This is a genomic window from Sphingobium sp. TomTYG46 (genome assembly GCF_055396345.1).
Genome location: NZ_AP027324.1, coordinates 1,428,173 through 1,443,079 on the forward strand (window position 1 = coordinate 1,428,173; position 14,907 = coordinate 1,443,079).

22 protein-coding genes are annotated in these 14,907 nt (G+C 60.4%); 11 read left to right on the top strand and 11 right to left on the bottom strand.

Features of this window, described 5'->3' with window-relative positions:
* Positions 1-139 precede the first annotated feature (139 nt).
* The 5 genes from ACZ5YV_RS07260 to ACZ5YV_RS07280 all read left to right on the top strand — a co-directional run bounded on the left by ACZ5YV_RS07260 (position 140) and on the right by ACZ5YV_RS07280 (position 2,367).
* Complete coding sequence (locus ACZ5YV_RS07260; RefSeq protein WP_464787026.1) at positions 140-448, top strand: hypothetical protein; 309 nt, start codon at positions 140-142, stop codon at positions 446-448.
* A 120-nt stretch (positions 449-568) separates the two neighbouring features.
* Entirely contained in the window at positions 569-1,267 is a 699-nt protein-coding gene (locus ACZ5YV_RS07265) for a DUF433 domain-containing protein (RefSeq protein WP_464787027.1), read from the top strand.
* On the top strand, positions 1,264-1,752 hold the full coding sequence (locus ACZ5YV_RS07270) for a PIN-like domain-containing protein (protein WP_464787028.1): 489 nt from the start codon (positions 1,264-1,266) through the stop codon (positions 1,750-1,752). Before ACZ5YV_RS07265 ends, ACZ5YV_RS07270 begins: the two co-directional genes overlap by 4 nt.
* 71 nt (positions 1,753-1,823) lie before the next feature.
* Positions 1,824-2,138 carry a hypothetical protein gene (locus tag ACZ5YV_RS07275; RefSeq protein ID WP_464787029.1) on the top strand — a complete coding sequence of 105 codons (315 nt, stop codon included), beginning with the start codon at positions 1,824-1,826 and terminating at the stop codon, positions 2,136-2,138.
* A 10-nt stretch (positions 2,139-2,148) separates the two neighbouring features.
* Entirely contained in the window at positions 2,149-2,367 is a 219-nt protein-coding gene (locus ACZ5YV_RS07280) for a hypothetical protein (RefSeq protein WP_464787030.1), read from the top strand.
* On the opposite strand, the gene ACZ5YV_RS07285 is transcribed toward ACZ5YV_RS07280, so the two are convergent.
* Complete coding sequence (locus ACZ5YV_RS07285; protein ID WP_464787031.1) at positions 2,368-2,889, bottom strand: hypothetical protein; 522 nt, start codon at positions 2,887-2,889, stop codon at positions 2,368-2,370.
* Between the two features lie 368 nt (positions 2,890-3,257).
* On the opposite strand from ACZ5YV_RS07285, the gene ACZ5YV_RS07290 reads away from it, so the two are divergent.
* The 4 genes from ACZ5YV_RS07290 to ACZ5YV_RS07305 are packed head-to-tail and all read left to right on the top strand — an operon-like array spanning position 3,258 to position 5,250.
* Positions 3,258-3,830, top strand: a complete 573-nt coding sequence (locus tag ACZ5YV_RS07290) for a hypothetical protein (RefSeq protein WP_464787032.1) — start codon at positions 3,258-3,260, stop codon at positions 3,828-3,830.
* Positions 3,831-3,833: 3 nt separating this feature from the next.
* Entirely contained in the window at positions 3,834-4,109 is a 276-nt protein-coding gene (locus ACZ5YV_RS07295; RefSeq protein ID WP_464787033.1) for a hypothetical protein, read from the top strand.
* Positions 4,103-4,693 carry a hypothetical protein gene (locus tag ACZ5YV_RS07300; protein ID WP_464787034.1) on the top strand — a complete coding sequence of 197 codons (591 nt, stop codon included), beginning with the start codon at positions 4,103-4,105 and terminating at the stop codon, positions 4,691-4,693. Before ACZ5YV_RS07295 ends, ACZ5YV_RS07300 begins: the two co-directional genes overlap by 7 nt.
* Positions 4,694-4,695: 2 nt before the next feature.
* Positions 4,696-5,250 carry a hypothetical protein gene (locus ACZ5YV_RS07305; protein ID WP_464787035.1) on the top strand — a complete coding sequence of 185 codons (555 nt, stop codon included), beginning with the start codon at positions 4,696-4,698 and terminating at the stop codon, positions 5,248-5,250.
* Positions 5,251-5,298: 48 nt separating this feature from the next.
* Here ACZ5YV_RS07305 and ACZ5YV_RS07310 read toward each other — a convergent pair whose 3' ends face one another.
* The 4 genes from ACZ5YV_RS07310 to ACZ5YV_RS07325 all read right to left on the bottom strand — a co-directional run bounded on the left by ACZ5YV_RS07310 (position 5,299) and on the right by ACZ5YV_RS07325 (position 6,645).
* Entirely contained in the window at positions 5,299-5,523 is a 225-nt protein-coding gene (locus ACZ5YV_RS07310; RefSeq protein WP_464787036.1) for a hypothetical protein, read from the bottom strand.
* A gap of 117 nt (positions 5,524-5,640) precedes the next feature.
* The gene (locus ACZ5YV_RS07315; protein ID WP_464787037.1) at positions 5,641-5,907 is read right to left on the bottom strand and encodes a helix-turn-helix domain-containing protein; all 267 of its coding nucleotides are present in this window, start codon (positions 5,905-5,907) and stop codon (positions 5,641-5,643) included.
* Positions 5,897-6,193, bottom strand: a complete 297-nt coding sequence (locus ACZ5YV_RS07320) for a hypothetical protein (RefSeq protein WP_464787038.1) — start codon at positions 6,191-6,193, stop codon at positions 5,897-5,899. The genes ACZ5YV_RS07315 and ACZ5YV_RS07320 overlap by 11 nt, the downstream gene beginning before the upstream one ends.
* Before the next feature lie 32 nt (positions 6,194-6,225).
* On the bottom strand, positions 6,226-6,645 hold the full coding sequence (locus ACZ5YV_RS07325) for a hypothetical protein (RefSeq protein ID WP_464787039.1): 420 nt from the start codon (positions 6,643-6,645) through the stop codon (positions 6,226-6,228).
* A gap of 34 nt (positions 6,646-6,679) precedes the next feature.
* Here ACZ5YV_RS07325 and ACZ5YV_RS07330 point away from each other — a divergent pair, with 34 nt between their 5' ends.
* Positions 6,680-6,952: a hypothetical protein gene (locus ACZ5YV_RS07330; RefSeq protein ID WP_464787040.1), complete on the top strand. Its 273-nt coding sequence runs from the start codon at positions 6,680-6,682 to the stop codon at positions 6,950-6,952.
* Here ACZ5YV_RS07330 and ACZ5YV_RS07335 read toward each other — a convergent pair.
* From ACZ5YV_RS07335 to ACZ5YV_RS07345, 3 genes are read right to left on the bottom strand one after another with little or no spacing between them, the layout of a single operon-like run.
* Entirely contained in the window at positions 6,930-9,431 is a 2,502-nt protein-coding gene (locus ACZ5YV_RS07335) for a hypothetical protein (protein ID WP_464787041.1), read from the bottom strand. The two genes, ACZ5YV_RS07330 and ACZ5YV_RS07335, sit on opposite strands and share 23 nt — an antisense overlap.
* Positions 9,431-9,670 carry a D-Ala-D-Ala carboxypeptidase family metallohydrolase gene (locus tag ACZ5YV_RS07340; protein WP_464787042.1) on the bottom strand — a complete coding sequence of 80 codons (240 nt, stop codon included), beginning with the start codon at positions 9,668-9,670 and terminating at the stop codon, positions 9,431-9,433. Before ACZ5YV_RS07340 ends, ACZ5YV_RS07335 begins: the two co-directional genes overlap by 1 nt.
* A 28-nt stretch (positions 9,671-9,698) precedes the next feature.
* Positions 9,699-10,169, bottom strand: a complete 471-nt coding sequence (locus tag ACZ5YV_RS07345) for a hypothetical protein (RefSeq protein WP_464787043.1) — start codon at positions 10,167-10,169, stop codon at positions 9,699-9,701.
* A 364-nt stretch (positions 10,170-10,533) separates the two neighbouring features.
* Between ACZ5YV_RS07345 and ACZ5YV_RS07350 the strand changes: the two genes are divergently transcribed.
* Positions 10,534-11,901, top strand: a complete 1,368-nt coding sequence (locus tag ACZ5YV_RS07350) for an SNIPE associated domain-containing protein (RefSeq protein WP_464787044.1) — start codon at positions 10,534-10,536, stop codon at positions 11,899-11,901.
* Positions 11,902-11,953: 52 nt separating this feature from the next.
* On the opposite strand, the gene ACZ5YV_RS07355 is transcribed toward ACZ5YV_RS07350, so the two are convergent.
* From ACZ5YV_RS07355 to ACZ5YV_RS07365, 3 genes are all read right to left on the bottom strand, one after another.
* Positions 11,954-12,301: a hypothetical protein gene (locus ACZ5YV_RS07355; RefSeq protein WP_464787045.1), complete on the bottom strand. Its 348-nt coding sequence runs from the start codon at positions 12,299-12,301 to the stop codon at positions 11,954-11,956.
* 164 nt (positions 12,302-12,465) lie between these two features.
* Positions 12,466-14,019, bottom strand: coding sequence for a DUF3987 domain-containing protein (locus ACZ5YV_RS07360; RefSeq protein ID WP_464787046.1), 1,554 nt, complete (start codon positions 14,017-14,019; stop codon positions 12,466-12,468).
* Complete coding sequence (locus ACZ5YV_RS07365) at positions 14,012-14,869, bottom strand: toprim domain-containing protein (protein WP_464787047.1); 858 nt, start codon at positions 14,867-14,869, stop codon at positions 14,012-14,014. The genes ACZ5YV_RS07360 and ACZ5YV_RS07365 overlap by 8 nt, the downstream gene beginning before the upstream one ends.
* Positions 14,870-14,907: the final 38 nt, after the last annotated feature.

Genomic DNA, 14,907 nt, shown 5'->3' on the forward strand with positions numbered 1-14,907 from the left:
ATTTCTCTACGACCTAGAGTGGCGGGACATGAGTATCGCGCAAGAGCAGCGTGTTTCGTCCGCAGCCGTGCGGGATTGGCGGAAGACCAACCACCTTCCAGCTAATCAGAACGATAGGTTGAAACGGAAGCGCGACCGCGTGCAGCAACTCCATGAACTGCAACATCGGATCATCAAAGCTGTCGGGACAGCCTTACCGCGCGACATTGCAGCCGATGCCGCCGCCGATCTGATGCTCGCCGTTGTCAGTGGCAGCGTGGCGGTCCGCGACATAGAGAAGCGAGCGCGATCGTTCGGCAACCGAGCGCTTCAGGAATTTGCAAACGCATACCTCTCGCGATCGCTGGATGAGGCAACTGCCGGGGACAGCGGCCTGCGACGGATGGATAGGCTGGTGGATGATTCATCCCGCTGTTGGCTGGAAGAGATGGGCGCTAGCTGGCACTGAAAGGCGGGGCGGAGGGATCCGCCCCATCCAATCGCCCCTATGGCTGCGCAGTAAGGCGACCTTTGAGCAACAGATCATTAATTGCGTGCGTTTATGATTCGCACCGGATACGGAGGGCGCATGGGCGTTCAACAGACCATTGAGAAAGATCCGCTTCTCGCTGGTTTCTACAGCGTACCGGACGCTGCGCGCCTACTTGGTGTGGGCAATACCGCAAAGCTGCGTGGGTGGATCAATGGTTGGCCCAGCAGCAAGACAGGACCGATTGTCGACCGCGACTTCAAGAGCGCGCCTACTGTCAGCTTCTTGGATTTGATGGAGCTGCGGTTCATTGAATATTTTCGTGCGCAGGGCGTATCTATGCCAACGCTGCGCCGCGCGGCCGAAATGGCGCGTAAGGACTGGAAAGTCTTGCATCCGTTTGCTCTGTCAAACGCGCACTATTTAACTGATCGCGTGAAGATCATCGCCCAGGCGGCGGACGAGGTAGGTGACAAGAAGACGTGGGAAATGGCGTCTGGACAATATCTCATGTGGGAAACCATCGAGGCTACGATTGCAAAGGGAGTTATGTTTGACCCTGCATCGCACCTTGCGGCCACATGGCGGCCACGCCCCGGCGATTTCCCAGACGTTGTGCTTGATCCAGCACGAGCTTTTGGACAGCCCGTAATCGACAGCGCAGGCATTCCCACTGAGGCCCTCTTCCGCCAGTGGAAGGCCGAGGAAGGAGATACTCCACGAGTGGCAAGGTGGTTCGGGGTGACTGACGAGCAGGTTCAGGCCGCCGTCGCGTTCGAGCTTGATCTGGCCAGTTGAGGATCAGGGCTGACGAGCACGTCGCGCAAGCGATCGTTGCGGCCATCAGGGACATTGCCCTGTCGCCCGGATGGGAACTGGATTCGGTCCGCAGCGCGGGACAGCAAGGTTCGTCCGATGTACATTGGATCACCTCGTTCATGCAGGATGGCGGCCATGCCATTCTCTCCGCAGATCGTGACTTTCTGGAAAATCCACCGCAAGTCGACGCCGTGTTCAGAACAGGAGCGAGGGTCATTCACCTTCCGCCAAAATGGGGGCAGGCGAAGGGGCGTCTCCAGGCCGCGCACATATTGATGTGGTGGGATCGCATCGAGAAATGTGTCGCTTCCATGCGTGAACGAGAATGCTATCGTCCACCTTGGAACGTCAACGAAACCGGGCAACTTCAGAAGGTCACAATTGACTTTCAGGCGGCACAGAAAAAGGTGAAGAAAGCGGCGCGAAAACCCCTGCTAGCTGATGCGCGAAGCGGGCGGAACTGAGTGATCCGCCGCGCGCCGCGCGGGGTAGGCGTCAGGCGGGACAGCCATTGGTCAGGGGAGACGCGGACTTTATGGGTAGGCACACGACGATCAGTGAAGCAGGTGCGCGGATCACCCATCTGATCGAGCGATGGAAACGAGGGGTATTCCTCATGCTGGCACTGGCGCTTTGCGCTGTTGGGTCAACGGTCGTCGTTGGAATACCCATGGCGATCATTGGCGCAGCCCTGAGCAGCCCGGCATGGTCAAGATGGCAGGCTATCGCGACCGTGGCGATGATCTTTGCCCTGCCCTTCTACCTTACCGCTGATGCCTTTTTGGACATGCTCGACGGGATTGTTAGGCGCGAGCGTGGAGATCGCAGGATGGAACGCCAGCGTAGATAGAGGGAAGCGAATGTCTTACGTCTGGGGAGCGCTCTGCCTCATATTCGTGATCATCTCCCTCAACGCGCTTGGCTTCTTGTTGCGGTCAATTTGGAAACGGAACTGGAAAGCGGCGGCCATCAGCGCCGCCTTTCCCGCACTGTTCGGCGGGCAGGCAGCCAGCTTCTACGAGGGCTCCCAAGGCGGGAAGGTGGCCGCAGAAGACCCTGAAGTACCCCGCTTTCGATAGTCAGATGAAAGGATGGGTCAATGATGTCACAATATTCCAAACGCGATGCCACGAGGTGGTCACATGAGGAGACGACAGGATTGGGAGTAACACGCCCCCTAGCCATGCGCCGGACGCAAGATGCTGAGCCCTAATCGCCTTGACGTTAGGCTTGAGTGTTTCGTCCCAGTCTTTGTGTGACTCGTCGATCGCTGCGATCGATTGCCTCAGTTTGTCGGGGTTTAGTTCTTCGGGCGCGCGCAGGATCATGTGAGCCCCTCGCAAGCGGTCAAAACGGGCTTTCGCGTACCCGGCTTTCAAAATCATCTCATTCTGGTGAGAGGCTAAACACACGCCCGCGCTGATCGCGCCGATCAGAAAGAAGACAACTGACCAAAACGCGACCTGCGACGAAAACCCTAGGGCGCGCGCCAGATCTCCGGAGCCGTTAAGCAGCCCCATCATTGCGACGATCGATGCGCCATTCAAGGCAACCAAACCAAACCGGATCTTGCTGGTTAGATCATCGCGCTGCTGGACCATCGCGGCCGCGTCAGCCGCCGATACCTCTCGCAGGTCAGATATGTAGACGCTAACCGAATCTATTGCAGCCTCGTTCGGTTTTCTCATCGTTGAAGTGCATTTCTAAGCAGCCGCCTCACTGCCTCAGCTCTTACCGGCTGATCTGCTTGAGCCTGAGCCCATTCATCCAGCGCCGCCAAGTCATCAGCCTGTAGGCGGACCCCTACCACGTGCCCCTTACCAGTAGGCTTCGGCCCGCGCCGTTTCTGTGTTAACGAAGTTTCTTGACCACTCATGAGAACCGCGTTAACACAGTAGCGACCTGAAGGAAAGGTTGCACCCTTTCCCCCAGGCCTAACCGCAACCCCTGCTGAAGAGGGATTGAAGCTATGTCCGAAGTATCAACTTCGCGGCGCGCTGTCATGCGCGCTCTCGCGATCCTGCCCGCCGTTATTGTTGCTCCGCAGACCGCGCAGGCTGCCGCGCAACTGGTTTGCGCACCGCAGACGCCCGTTAACGATGAGCGCTGGCGTGCGCTTCTTGCTGAGATGGCGCGCGCGAACGCCGCCCACAGCGAAGCGTTCGAAGCTTGGGACGCGGCAGAGACGCGCTATTATGAACTCAAGCCCGAAATGTGGAAGGCTATCCTGCGGCCCAACCGCATAGACGAGAACGGCGTCATATTCTTTGACCCGGACGTATACAATGCGGAGGTCGCGGCCTCTCGCAAAAAGCATCAGGAAGACGAAGCAGAGGCCCGCCGTATCTCTGGCTATGACCAGGCAGAGGCTTTCCAAAGCGCTGCACTCGACAGACTGACCGCATCGATCAAGGCGATCATCTCTTACCCGTCTCGCGATCCCGATATCATCGCGGCCAAGCTGCAACTCATCATCAGAGAGTACGGCGACGACAATGGAGACCTGGCCCCGCTGCTTTCCTCGATCACCGGGGAGGCCTGACCCATGCACACTGCGAACCACATTCAGGGGGCTTCGGCCCCCATCCCCGGCGCTTGCCTGTTCGATCCGGCTGCATGGCTGGCCCGCTATGTCGAACTGGGGGGCGGCTACACCGTCAACAATGACAGCGTGTGGCTGCACTGGTCGCTGACGATCACGGAAGCCGAACAGGCTGCCCTAGTCATCCACGAACGACCTTTGCGGAGCGACCTGGCAAAGCGGGAGGCGGTCAAATCCCTCCTGTTTGCCTCCAGCCCGATGGAGGCGCTGCCATGCTGAAGTACCGGCAGAACTATTCGGCCCTTGCCCATGCCCGAGCGCCGATCGAGCCCGACGCTGATCTGGAGTGGATCGACGCCTGCATTCGTGGCGAGGCTCCCGCAATGAGGGATGCCGAGCCGGAACCGTGCCATCAGGCGGCAAAGGCTCGGCTACCCAGCGCTAGGCCAACGCGGTCGACCAACTACGCCCCTCCAATTCTAATGGAAATTGAGCGGGCACTGAAGCGCACCGGCATGTCGGCAACCAGCTTCGGCAAAGAAGCGGTGGGTGACGGGCGGCTCGTTAGCGACCTGCGCAAGGGCCGCGATCCATCTTCCCGCGTTGCCGCGCGCGTCAGAGCGTTCATCCAGTCGGTTGAGAATGACCCCGCGACAATCAAGCCGAAGGCAGCGCCTGCCGACGACCTGTTGCCCTGCATCCATCGCGCTATGGGCGCACACGGCATGTCAGAGAGCCAGTTCGGCAAGCAGATGAGCAACGATCCGAACCTCCTGGTGCGGATCAGGTCTGGCGAGAACATCCGCTATGCAACACGGCAGAAGATCGTCGCCTTTCTGGCCAAGCTGGAAGGGAGGGCCTGATCATGGCAAGCAAAGCTCCACGGGTATCATCATACCAGCGCCGCCAAGGCCGGTTGCTGCGCCGCAGGGATAGGCGTCAGGCAAGCACCCGGCTGACACTTGCTGGCCTGCTATCGGTCATTCCAAGCCTTTCCCGCGCCGAGTTGGACAGCCTTGTGCAACAGATGATCGACCGCATGGACGACATGGACGGCGACACCGACCTGGAGCCCAACGGCGATGAGTTGGACGGCTCCTTGGGTGAGGACGATTTTTGCGACCATAACACCTACATGCCTGGCCCCGGGTGCCCCGTGAGTGATCCCGATTATGGTGGCGAGGAGCTTGGGGAGATCGATGACGGCGACATCGGCTTGTTCGCTGATCCTGAAGCCTACCGCGATCAGGTGCGCCGCATCAGACATAATCGCTGCATGCCCGTGAAGGGGCATTGGCGAGAGCGGGGCGTGATCAAAAGCCGCGTCCGATACCACAGGCTTTGTAGGCACCCCACTGTGCCAACGAAGCGGCATCTGCTGAAGCGAAAGCGAGGCGTTCCGCGCCACCCGCGTCACTAGCAACTTCTGCGCCCCGGCTCACAAGGATCGGGGCGCTTAGTTTAGGTCTTATTCGTTGCCCGAATAAATCTCCGGCTTCGACCCGCTTATGTGTTCGAACATCTTAGCTAGATCCTTGACCAGCCGCTCGGAAGCGGCCTCGTCGGAGGAGTCGTGGCTAAATATCCTCACCTGATTACCATCGCGCCGATCTTCAACTATGACGGTGAAGACCTTTTCCCCATTCGAATCGTCACGGAATCCGCGCCCCACTCGCCAGCCACTCTCAGTCATTTTGATGTTCTCCCCAAAGCGTAGGAACTTCGAAGGTCCTTTAGCTGATGCACGTTGCTTTGCCAGCCGCGATTGGAGGGACTCCTCGTGACGGCGTCCGGATTTTACCTGTCCCCGTCACTGCGCATTCGATTGCACCACCATCTTCGCAGCTTCCTGCATCCACGCTGGATCGCGATCGATCGCCGCCACGATCAGGCGCATGGCCGGAGTAGGGTTTGACACCCCCTGCTCCAGATCGCGGATCGTCCGCTGCCCAAGATTGTAGCGCTCGGCAAATCCCCGCTGCGTCAGCCGCAACCGGTTCCAGCGCAGATCATAGAGCCGGAGCGCGAACCCCGTCTTTCTCCGCGTAGGATCGAAGGTCCGCTGCTCATTCTCCATGATCTTCCTCCTTTTCGTTTGCACGCTTCCGGGCTCGCAAGATGCGCTCCCCGATGCTCAGTTCGATTGCCCCGCCGTCCGCGCCGGTCAGTTGCAGCGGCAGCAGCTTGGACGACAGCTTGTAAAACTCGGTCGGATTTTCCTGCGCCCAGCCCAGGAAATGGGCATTGTTGCCGCCATCCTTATCCTGGAGCCTCTCGAACACGTCTTCGATCGCGGCCTTCATCATGGCCGTTGTCTTGTTGGGGGTGCCCTTGGTGCGCCCGCCTGTTTTCGCGCGCGTCATCTACTTCCCTCTACTTTAGAGAGCCCGATCAGTCAGGCGCAGGCCAAATCCATGTTGGCCATCTGCTTAGCCACGGCGATGGCCTGTTCCCGAACACCGTCCACCTCGGCAGCATCCAGCATCTGCTCGATGATTAGGCTGGCATTCTCGACGTCGGCATCAGCCAGCAGATCGAGAATGGCAAGCGCATGTCCGGCTTTCTGCGCCCCCAGGTCTCGGTCTCCTGCCTGCAACACGAAGCTCGCTTGAAGGACCAGCACAGCAGCAAACTGTCGCAACCCCGCTTCCGAATGTTGGCACGCAGCTTGGCGCGCGAAGATCTCAGCCACGGTGAATTGCTGAACGGCCGTAAGAGACGGTTCCACCAGCGCCCGTTGCGATAATTCGACTTGCGCTGCAACGTCACCCCGGGCTGATCGCCGCAGCAGTTCGTTTTCAAACTCTTCATCCATGGTCAACTTCCTCCTTTGCAAGTATCACAAGCCCATGATCGGATGGGAACAGATCCTCGCCATCGCGCTTTCGACCGGCATCGCCGCCGCTTTGCGCGGCCATTGGGAGCGGAAGAAAGAGCGCGCCATCGCCGCAGATGCTGCCGCAGGAACAGATGCCAATCTGCGCCGGTGGAGACGATTGGACCTGTTCCTGATCGTCGGCTTGTTCGCCTTTTGCGCAATTGCTGGCGTCGCCGGGAACATCTGGCTCAGCCGCAATCTGCATATCGCGCCGCCTGAGATCAAAACCCACCAAGCAGATTGACGCCGCCAATGACAGCGGGAGCGCCAATAGCGCCGCCGAGCGCGCGCTTGTTGTAGATTACATCGCCAACTCTGCGGACCACCTCAGGCCGATCAGCGAGCATGCTGACGATCGCCCGCTGCCCTGTCTTTGTGCCTCCAAGGGCAGCCAGCCCAGCCAGCATGGCAAGGGTGCTGCCCCCGCCTGCCGCTGCGCCAGTCACGCCGCCCTCACTGCCCCCATAAGCTGCACCGCCGCCTGTGGCTGCTAGAGCCGCAGCAGGCAAAGCCAAGCGACCCGCCGTTCCACTGTCACCGACGCGACTGGGGAGCACATCCTGTCCTGCGGTCGCCAGCTCATAGAAGGGACGATCCGTGGTAGCTGCCCGACTTGCACCGCCAAACTTGTTCGTGTTCTGCGTAGCTGCGGTTAGAAGCTGCGACGGCATCACCACCGCATCGCCATCAGGGCCACGGAAATTGCGGGCGGCTTTCACTGCCTGATCGATGATGGCCTGATTGCGATAGATGCGGTTCCCCTGCTCCAGCGCGTCAACCGCTTCAGGTGCTTGACGGTGCACCATGCCGGTGAGCGCGTCCTCGACACCAGCCAGCGCATCGGAAAAGTCACCTGGGTGCATGGCAGCCATGCCTTGATTGTTTCCTGCGATCCGGAGCTGACGAACGGCATCCTGATAGTTGCGGCCGGACATCCCGCCACTGGCGTCAAAGTTGGGTCGAACGCGCGTGTTGACAACATAATCGAAGTCATCCGCTCTACCGGGAATCGATTGGCCACGCGAAGCTGCCGCTGCCATGTCGGACATGAGCGGCGCGTCGGCAGTCATGGACACGGCTTCAAGCGGCGCATAGGTGCGCGTCACAAGATCATCCAACTGCTCAGCTCCGCGCTCCCCGATGTTGGCGATTTGGGCACCCTCCGCCCCTTGGCGGAACATCGCACGGTTGAAGTCGACAAGTCCTTCTTCACGCCGATTGCCCACGATCCCGCCGATGATCGGGTATCCTGTTACCTGATCTTCCACCTGCTTGGCTGTTCTCCCGATCGCCTGACCGGCAGTGAGGCCTACGCCCTGCCCCCGAAGATAGCGAACAGCGGGATCGCTGATGCCGCGAACGACCCTTCCCGTTCCGCTCACAAGCCGCCGCCCAGCCTCTCCGCCTAGCAGGCCCGATATGCCACCGATGACAGCGCCCATACCGCCCTCACCTTCCTCCGCATTGCCATACCCCTGATATGCGCCGTAGGCGGTGTCAGCGATGCGCGACGCGCTGAGCGCAGAAAGGCCCGGAAGCGCACGCACCGCGCCAAATTCCAATGCGGCGGCAGCCGGGATGCCTCCGATCACTGAACCGGCGAAAGCGGCTCCAGGATATTGAGCCTTGAGCATTTCGAGGCGATCGGCACCTGCCGGATCGATGAGCCGCGTGGGCACCATTGCATTGCTGAAGCTGCCGATGAACGCACCGCCTGGTGTGGCCGCAGCGCCACCCAGCGCGCCCCCAGCGAATCCGCCATCCTCGAGCCCTGTCGCTTCTATGGGGAAGTTGGCACGCCCGCCCGCCCTGCGCGCTTCAATTGCCTTATCCAAGTCCGGACCGTAGGCAGGCCGTCCATATTTGCGCGCGATTGCATCCAATTCGTCGCGGCCCGCACCATTGTTGAACGCCCGCTGCGCCTCCTCCGCGATCAGCCGATCCTCTTCAGTAACAAACTGTCGGTCGCCACTAGGATCAGGAACGGCATCGCCCGGACCCGCAGGGCCGAGCGTCGAGGCAGGCATCCCGCCGTTGTCCAGCGGAATGATGTTGCCCGCTTCGTCCGGCCTGCCGCCGAGAATAGCGATCGAGCGAGCTTCCGCGTCATTCGCAAGCTGCTGAAGCCGCCGAATCTTGTCCAGGCGGGTCTGGTCCCTATCCCACGAGTCTGGGATGTAAGGACCAACAGCCATCTCGGCTTCCTTGACGCTGTTTAGCTGGCCACCTGTGAAGCCGAGCGCCTGCCCGACTAACCCCCGAACGGCCTGACCAGCCTTATCAAGCCGATCATTCGCAGTTGTGGGGAATAGGTCCTTCAGGCCCATCAGCCCCTTGGTCGATCCAGGGCCTTCCGTGTCGCGGTCCTGAATGTCCTGCACCAAGCGGCGGAGCTGCTGCGCGGTCTTATATCCGGCCACAGCCTCACCAAAGGCGGCGCTGGTCAGCTTTCGCCCGTTCGGCTTCGCTTCGGCAAGGTCCCGCTCCAGCTTGTCGTTCGCGAGCCGCTTACCGCGCAAATTTTCAGCATTGAGCGCCGGATCATATTCCGAGGCGGCTGCCTCATTCCGGCCCTTAGCGATCTTGCTGCCAAGCGTTGGATCAGGCGTGCCGATAGTGATTGCACCTGATCCGCTGTTTACCGGGCTCCAGACACCGCCGCGAAAAACAAGTTTCTGTCCGTTGGGGCCGGTGGCAGTCTGCCCTTCCTGATACTGCGCCATTATTTCAGTCCTTTCGTGCCGTTCCGGCCGAAGTAAGGGGCGTTGAGACCCCGCTGCTGAAGGTGAACATGCCCCCGGTGTATGAAGGCCTTGCCTTGCGGGAACATCTGACGAACCTCGCCTAGCAGTGCGGGCAGATCGGGGCCGTCGTAATCAACCGCATCTCCATCGACGTGCCAGCTGTTCGGCACACCGCCGACAAGTTGATTGCCTTGCACGGTGCGCCTGCCGCTGGTCATGCTGCCGTTGCGGAGCCTGGTCGGGGGACTAGCGAAAGGGACGCTGGCCAGAACCAGCGCCTCCTTCCGGCTTATCGACCGTGAACCCAGCTGGCAGTTCAGCGCTGGGCGGGGTGGTCGGCATTGGAATGCCGCCGATCGGCATTGGCATTCCGGTCATGGTGCCATCCCCGTTTTTTACCCACTGATACTCTGTCTTGGGCGTGGGATCCTTGAAGACGAGTTTGGGCTGGCCGTCTTGCCCGATCATATACTGGTCGCCGCTGTTGCTTTCGAAGTAGCGCGGCGAGAAGGTTTCAGGCCGCAAAGCCTTTTGGATCATGGCGCGCTTGTATTCGCGCTCAAGTTCATCATCGCCTTGTGCGCGCTGATCACGCATCGCAGCCATCGTAGCCGCGCCAAGAGGCGAGCCAGATGCCGCGCCGAGATAAGCGCCAAACTTTCCAATCGGATTCGTAGGGTTGATCAGTTCATTCGCGGCGGTGTTGATGCCGCCCATGATCCTGGTCAGCAGACTGGGGCCGTGAGAACCCGACGTTGGTTGGGGGAATTGCGATCGAGCCGCGCGTGGATCGGTCGCAGCTAGTTGGGTGAGTATCCCGGCCATGGGTGACCTCGAACAAGACAGGAAGGCCAACTTAGGGTTGCCTGTTGCCCGCCGTTCTTCGCTTCCGGCTGCGAGGGACACTTGAGGCAGTCCGCGCCTTCCCCTCTTCGGTCGGGGCTTCCGAGTGACCGTTGAGGCCGTCAGCGCCTAATAGGAAAGTGCCATATATCGGCACTGCGCGCAACCTATCCTGAAGCGATGCCAGCTATTTACAAGTATCCAAATCGCTGGAATTGAAGAACTAGGGGGATTTCATATGAGCCAAGCCACGACCGCAATTCTAGCGATAATCCTTCTATTGTCTCCGATTGCTGCGGTCGTCTTCGCAGTTCTGTGGCGTAAAGCTGCCATCCGCCACAAGGCCGCTGAAGCAGAGGCTGTCGCTGAAATTGATCGCCTCAAAGCGAGATTCGCCGGGATTACCGATGTAGACGCGGAAAAGGAGAGGGTTGAGACAGAGATTAGGTCGCTTGAAACCCAGACCACGGCGCTGCGCGATGGATATCAGGAGAAGAAGGAGGTCTATGACCGGCTCATGCGCGAGGTAGCGATTTTCGACGATCGGCTCGCCTTCGCTGAAATGGGAGTTTACGAGCCTCACTTCGATTACGGCGATAGCGACGCCTACAAGGCGGCTGTAGAAGCATGCCGGGAAAAGCAGAAGCGCATGATCTCCGAAAAGATTGCGGTCTTCTGCAATACGAACTGGAGCGTTGATGGCAGCCAGTCGAAGGGTCAGGTAATGACCAATCGGGGCATCAAGCTCACGTTACGGGCCTTCAACAATGAATGCGATGCGGCCATTGCCAACACGCGCTGGAACAATGTCAACGCGATGGAGAAACGGATCGTTCGGGCCTACGAACAGATCGACAAGCTGAACGCCTCCAACGCCATCTTCATCAGCAAAGATTTCTTGAGGCTGCGGCTAGAGGAACTGTACCTGACACACGAGTACCGGGAAAAGCAGAAGGCTGAGCGGGACGAAAAAGCTGAAGCTCTTCGCCTAGCGCGGGAAGAGCAGAAGCTCTTGCGGGATATGGAGGACGCTCAGGAAGAAGAAGCCCGGTACGCGCGCCTCCTGGAAAAAGCGAAAGCCGAGGCCGCAGCGGCGGTTGGACCCAAGCTGGAAGCATTCACGGCTCAGATCGAAATTCTGGAAAAAGATCTGGCGGAAGCCCACGCCAGATTTGAGCGCGCCCAAGCGATGGCGGAGCGGACGCGATCGGGGTATGTCTACATCATCTCCAACATTGGCTCCTTCGGCGAAGGCGTCGTGAAAATCGGCCTCACTCGTCGTCTGGACCCGATGGATCGCGTTCGGGAGTTGGGGGACGCCAGCGTGCCGTTCGTCTTTGACACCCATGCCATGATCTACAGCGACGATGCACCCGCGCTTGAACGTGCGCTCCATGCCGAATTTGAAAGTGCCCGGATCAACGCTCAGAATTTTCGTAAGGAGTTTTTCCGCGCGAACCTTGAGGATGTAGAGGAGGCGGTTCATCGGCTTGCGCCAGACGCTACATTCTTCAGAGATGTGGAGGCGCAGGAATTTCGCGAAACATTGGCGCGCCGAAACCAGATGCTCGTCAGCGAGGTGGAGTTGTTCCCAGCTGCCCTCTAGTGCAGGCGCTACCGCGACGCGTCTTCAGTCTGCTGGAAGACGCGCTGAACATCTAATCATTCTCGCCAGGCAGTCGCCACACAGGCGTGAAGGTTGCCGCGACCTGATCCAGGTAGCCGCTGGCAAAACGGCTCGTCCTGTCCGAGAAGCACCAACGGTAAGTGGCACAACTTTCGTCCATGGCGATAATCCGTCCACCATCCAATCGCCAGATCAAGCCGCCCAGATTGATCCCTTCTGCGCCACCGACAGGAAATCCGAACAGGTCGATCGTTGACCAGCCAAGAGCGGCGGCGCTCCTCCCAAAATCCGCGCTGAGGGTGTCGCAATCCCGAACAATGCGACGCCATCGGTCAGGAGCATAGCTCCCCAGAGGCCTATCGGGATCAAGGGAAGCCACTCCCCGGCCCCATTCGCTGAACAAATCTCGGGCCGATGATGGCGGGACATTAGAGACAATAGGGACATTAGCTCTGGTGGGGGGGCTATCGTCCCTAACGTCCCTATTGTCCCCGCCCCCTTTTTCCGTTCCCATGCTGTTGGCGAGGTCGAGCCAGCGTCCCATCACTTACCTCCGTGTACGGCAGGGTTGACTAGATAATCACCGCTCTTGCGACCTGCGGTCTCACCGTCTCGCCCGCCGACCTCGATCAGCCATCCGGCATCGCACAGGTATGACACAGCCTCGTCCATCGGTTGGGCGTTGCGCATCGTCGGCAGGTGACTCTTGTGGGGCGACCGCTTCAACTCGCGCTTGTTGATACGGTCCAGCTTGGTCTTCATGATATAGCGCGCGAGGATCGCGGCATTGCGTTCAACCAGCGGCAGAGAGGCGTCCCCATAAACGCGCTGCGCCATGGGCTTGGCATAGTCGTCCACCCATTCGGCAACCGCTGCGACTGTCTGCACGCTGATAGTTTCCGGCTCAGCGCCGCCGCGCGTCGCCCAGGCCATCAATTCGGCGGTGAGAGACAGTCGAAGAACCGCGCCCTCCAGCTTGCCGCAGAAGGACTTATACAGCGCAGCCGCATCCTCCATGCCCTCACTGTTGGACCGCCCCCAAACCTCGAACAGGTCTGACGCTTCCGGGGCCAGCGGGATGGTGATGGCGATGGGCTTGCCATCTGCGTCACGGCCCCACTCCAAGCCATCGAGGCGGCGATAGATCGCCTCCAGGCGGCTCACGTCCGCCAACTGTCGAGGGCGGCGGAACGGTACTGGATCAGGCCACGCCCACAAAAACCGGGCGACAAGACCATCGTCCACCGCGCCCAGCAGTGCACCCGCCATCTTCTCAGGCTGAATGCCGCCCAGCACCGACACGCCATTAAAGGGGATCGTCAGCGCCGTCTTGCTGCCCTTCCGGTCGATGACGAAAGGGCGACCGCCATAGGCTTCCAACCAAAATTCCCGACCGCCAGGCGAATAGCGGTCAAAGCTGGTGAGCCACCCCGCTAACTCGTCTCGGAAGTGCAGCGTGCCCATATGGTTGCTTGCGAGGATGGAGCCAACCGCTTCTGGCGTGGCGTCCATGATCATGGTGCGGCGGCGCTGCGGCTCCTCCGGTTCGACGGCAGCGGCGGGCATGGAGGGCGTGCCCATTCCATCCTTGTGGGCAGCTTCCACCGCCTTCTGCCAAGTTTGCTTCTCAACCTTCGCCCGCTCGACATCGGCGTAGTGGGCAAGCAGCCGGTTTTGATGGTCGAAGGCGTGGTCCGCCTCAATACCCCGCAACGGCGCGGTGATCGCGTCAAGTGCAGGCGACTTCTTTGCTGAAGGGTCCCCCACGGCACCTGCCCAAAGGATGCAAGGTTCTGACCATGGACTTTCCCGATAGGGGCGAACCCGCCGCTTGCCACCGATTAGACTGGCGCAGGCAGCCACAAAGCCGATGGCGGCATAATCCACCGGAGCGCCAGCACCCTCCGCTATATCGCTGACCAACTGCCAAGACTCCCCGAACATGTCGGCAGGCATCTGCGGAGCAGGACGGCGACCGGCCCGCAGCACGTCCACATCTGGCACCACTGGGAACGGCGCAACGCGCGCTCCACCGATCGCCGCACGGATCGCGGCGTCATCGCCCGCATCCGCAAAGTCCATTGCTACTTTACCCATTGTCATGTTCTCCCCGAGGCGGCAGCGCGACCCGCCCGCCGACAGCCAGGGCCGCAGCGGTCGCGGCTTCCAGGCCTACGTTCTTCTTGATTGTCGGATGGTCGATCAGGTGCGCGTCATCGTCGGCTAGGATCACCAGATCACAATCGGAGTAGCTTGCTTGCATCGCCAGCGCCGTGGCGGTCAGGTTCTTGGCAGAAAATGCTACTGCCACCGCGTATCCGGTTGCCCGCCGCGCCGCCGCACAGGTGGCGAAGCCTTCCCCGACCATCACCACAGCGTCAGGCTGACCGATCAAGCAAAACAGGCCAGATTGCCGCCCACCTTTGGCAAAGCGCTTCGACCCATCCGGCGCGATAGCTTGCAGGTTCCACAGTGCCCCTTCAGCATCGACCATCGGCACCAGCAGGCGATTACCCTCCTGTCGTAGCCCTTCGCCTGAAACCCGCTTGCGGATCAGATAAGGATGGAGGGGGTCAGCCCCTTTTGCATTGAGCCAGCGCACCCGGCACCGCTCCGCCGCACTCAGACGCTCAGCCGCCTTCGCGGCCTCCCGTTTCTGGCGGGCGGCTTCATGACGTTGACGCAACGCGCGCCGCTCAGCAGAAGGGAGGCGCTCGCCGCAGTGCGCCCGCCAATTTTCGCTGACCTGCAAGCGGTAATTGCCGAATGCTCCTGCTGGCCTGCCATCAAGATGCAGGACCGCCCAGCCATTGCGCTTGCCTGATCCGTCACCCTCACATGAGAAGCGGATCAGATCAGGGCCTAGGCGATCCGCGATAGGCTCTGCGGGACGCATCCCCGCCGCTTCCATGGCCGAGATGAAGGCCGCGACCGTGTCTTGTTCCATTGGAGCGGGACGATAAGGGCGTCGAGTTGGGTGGGAAA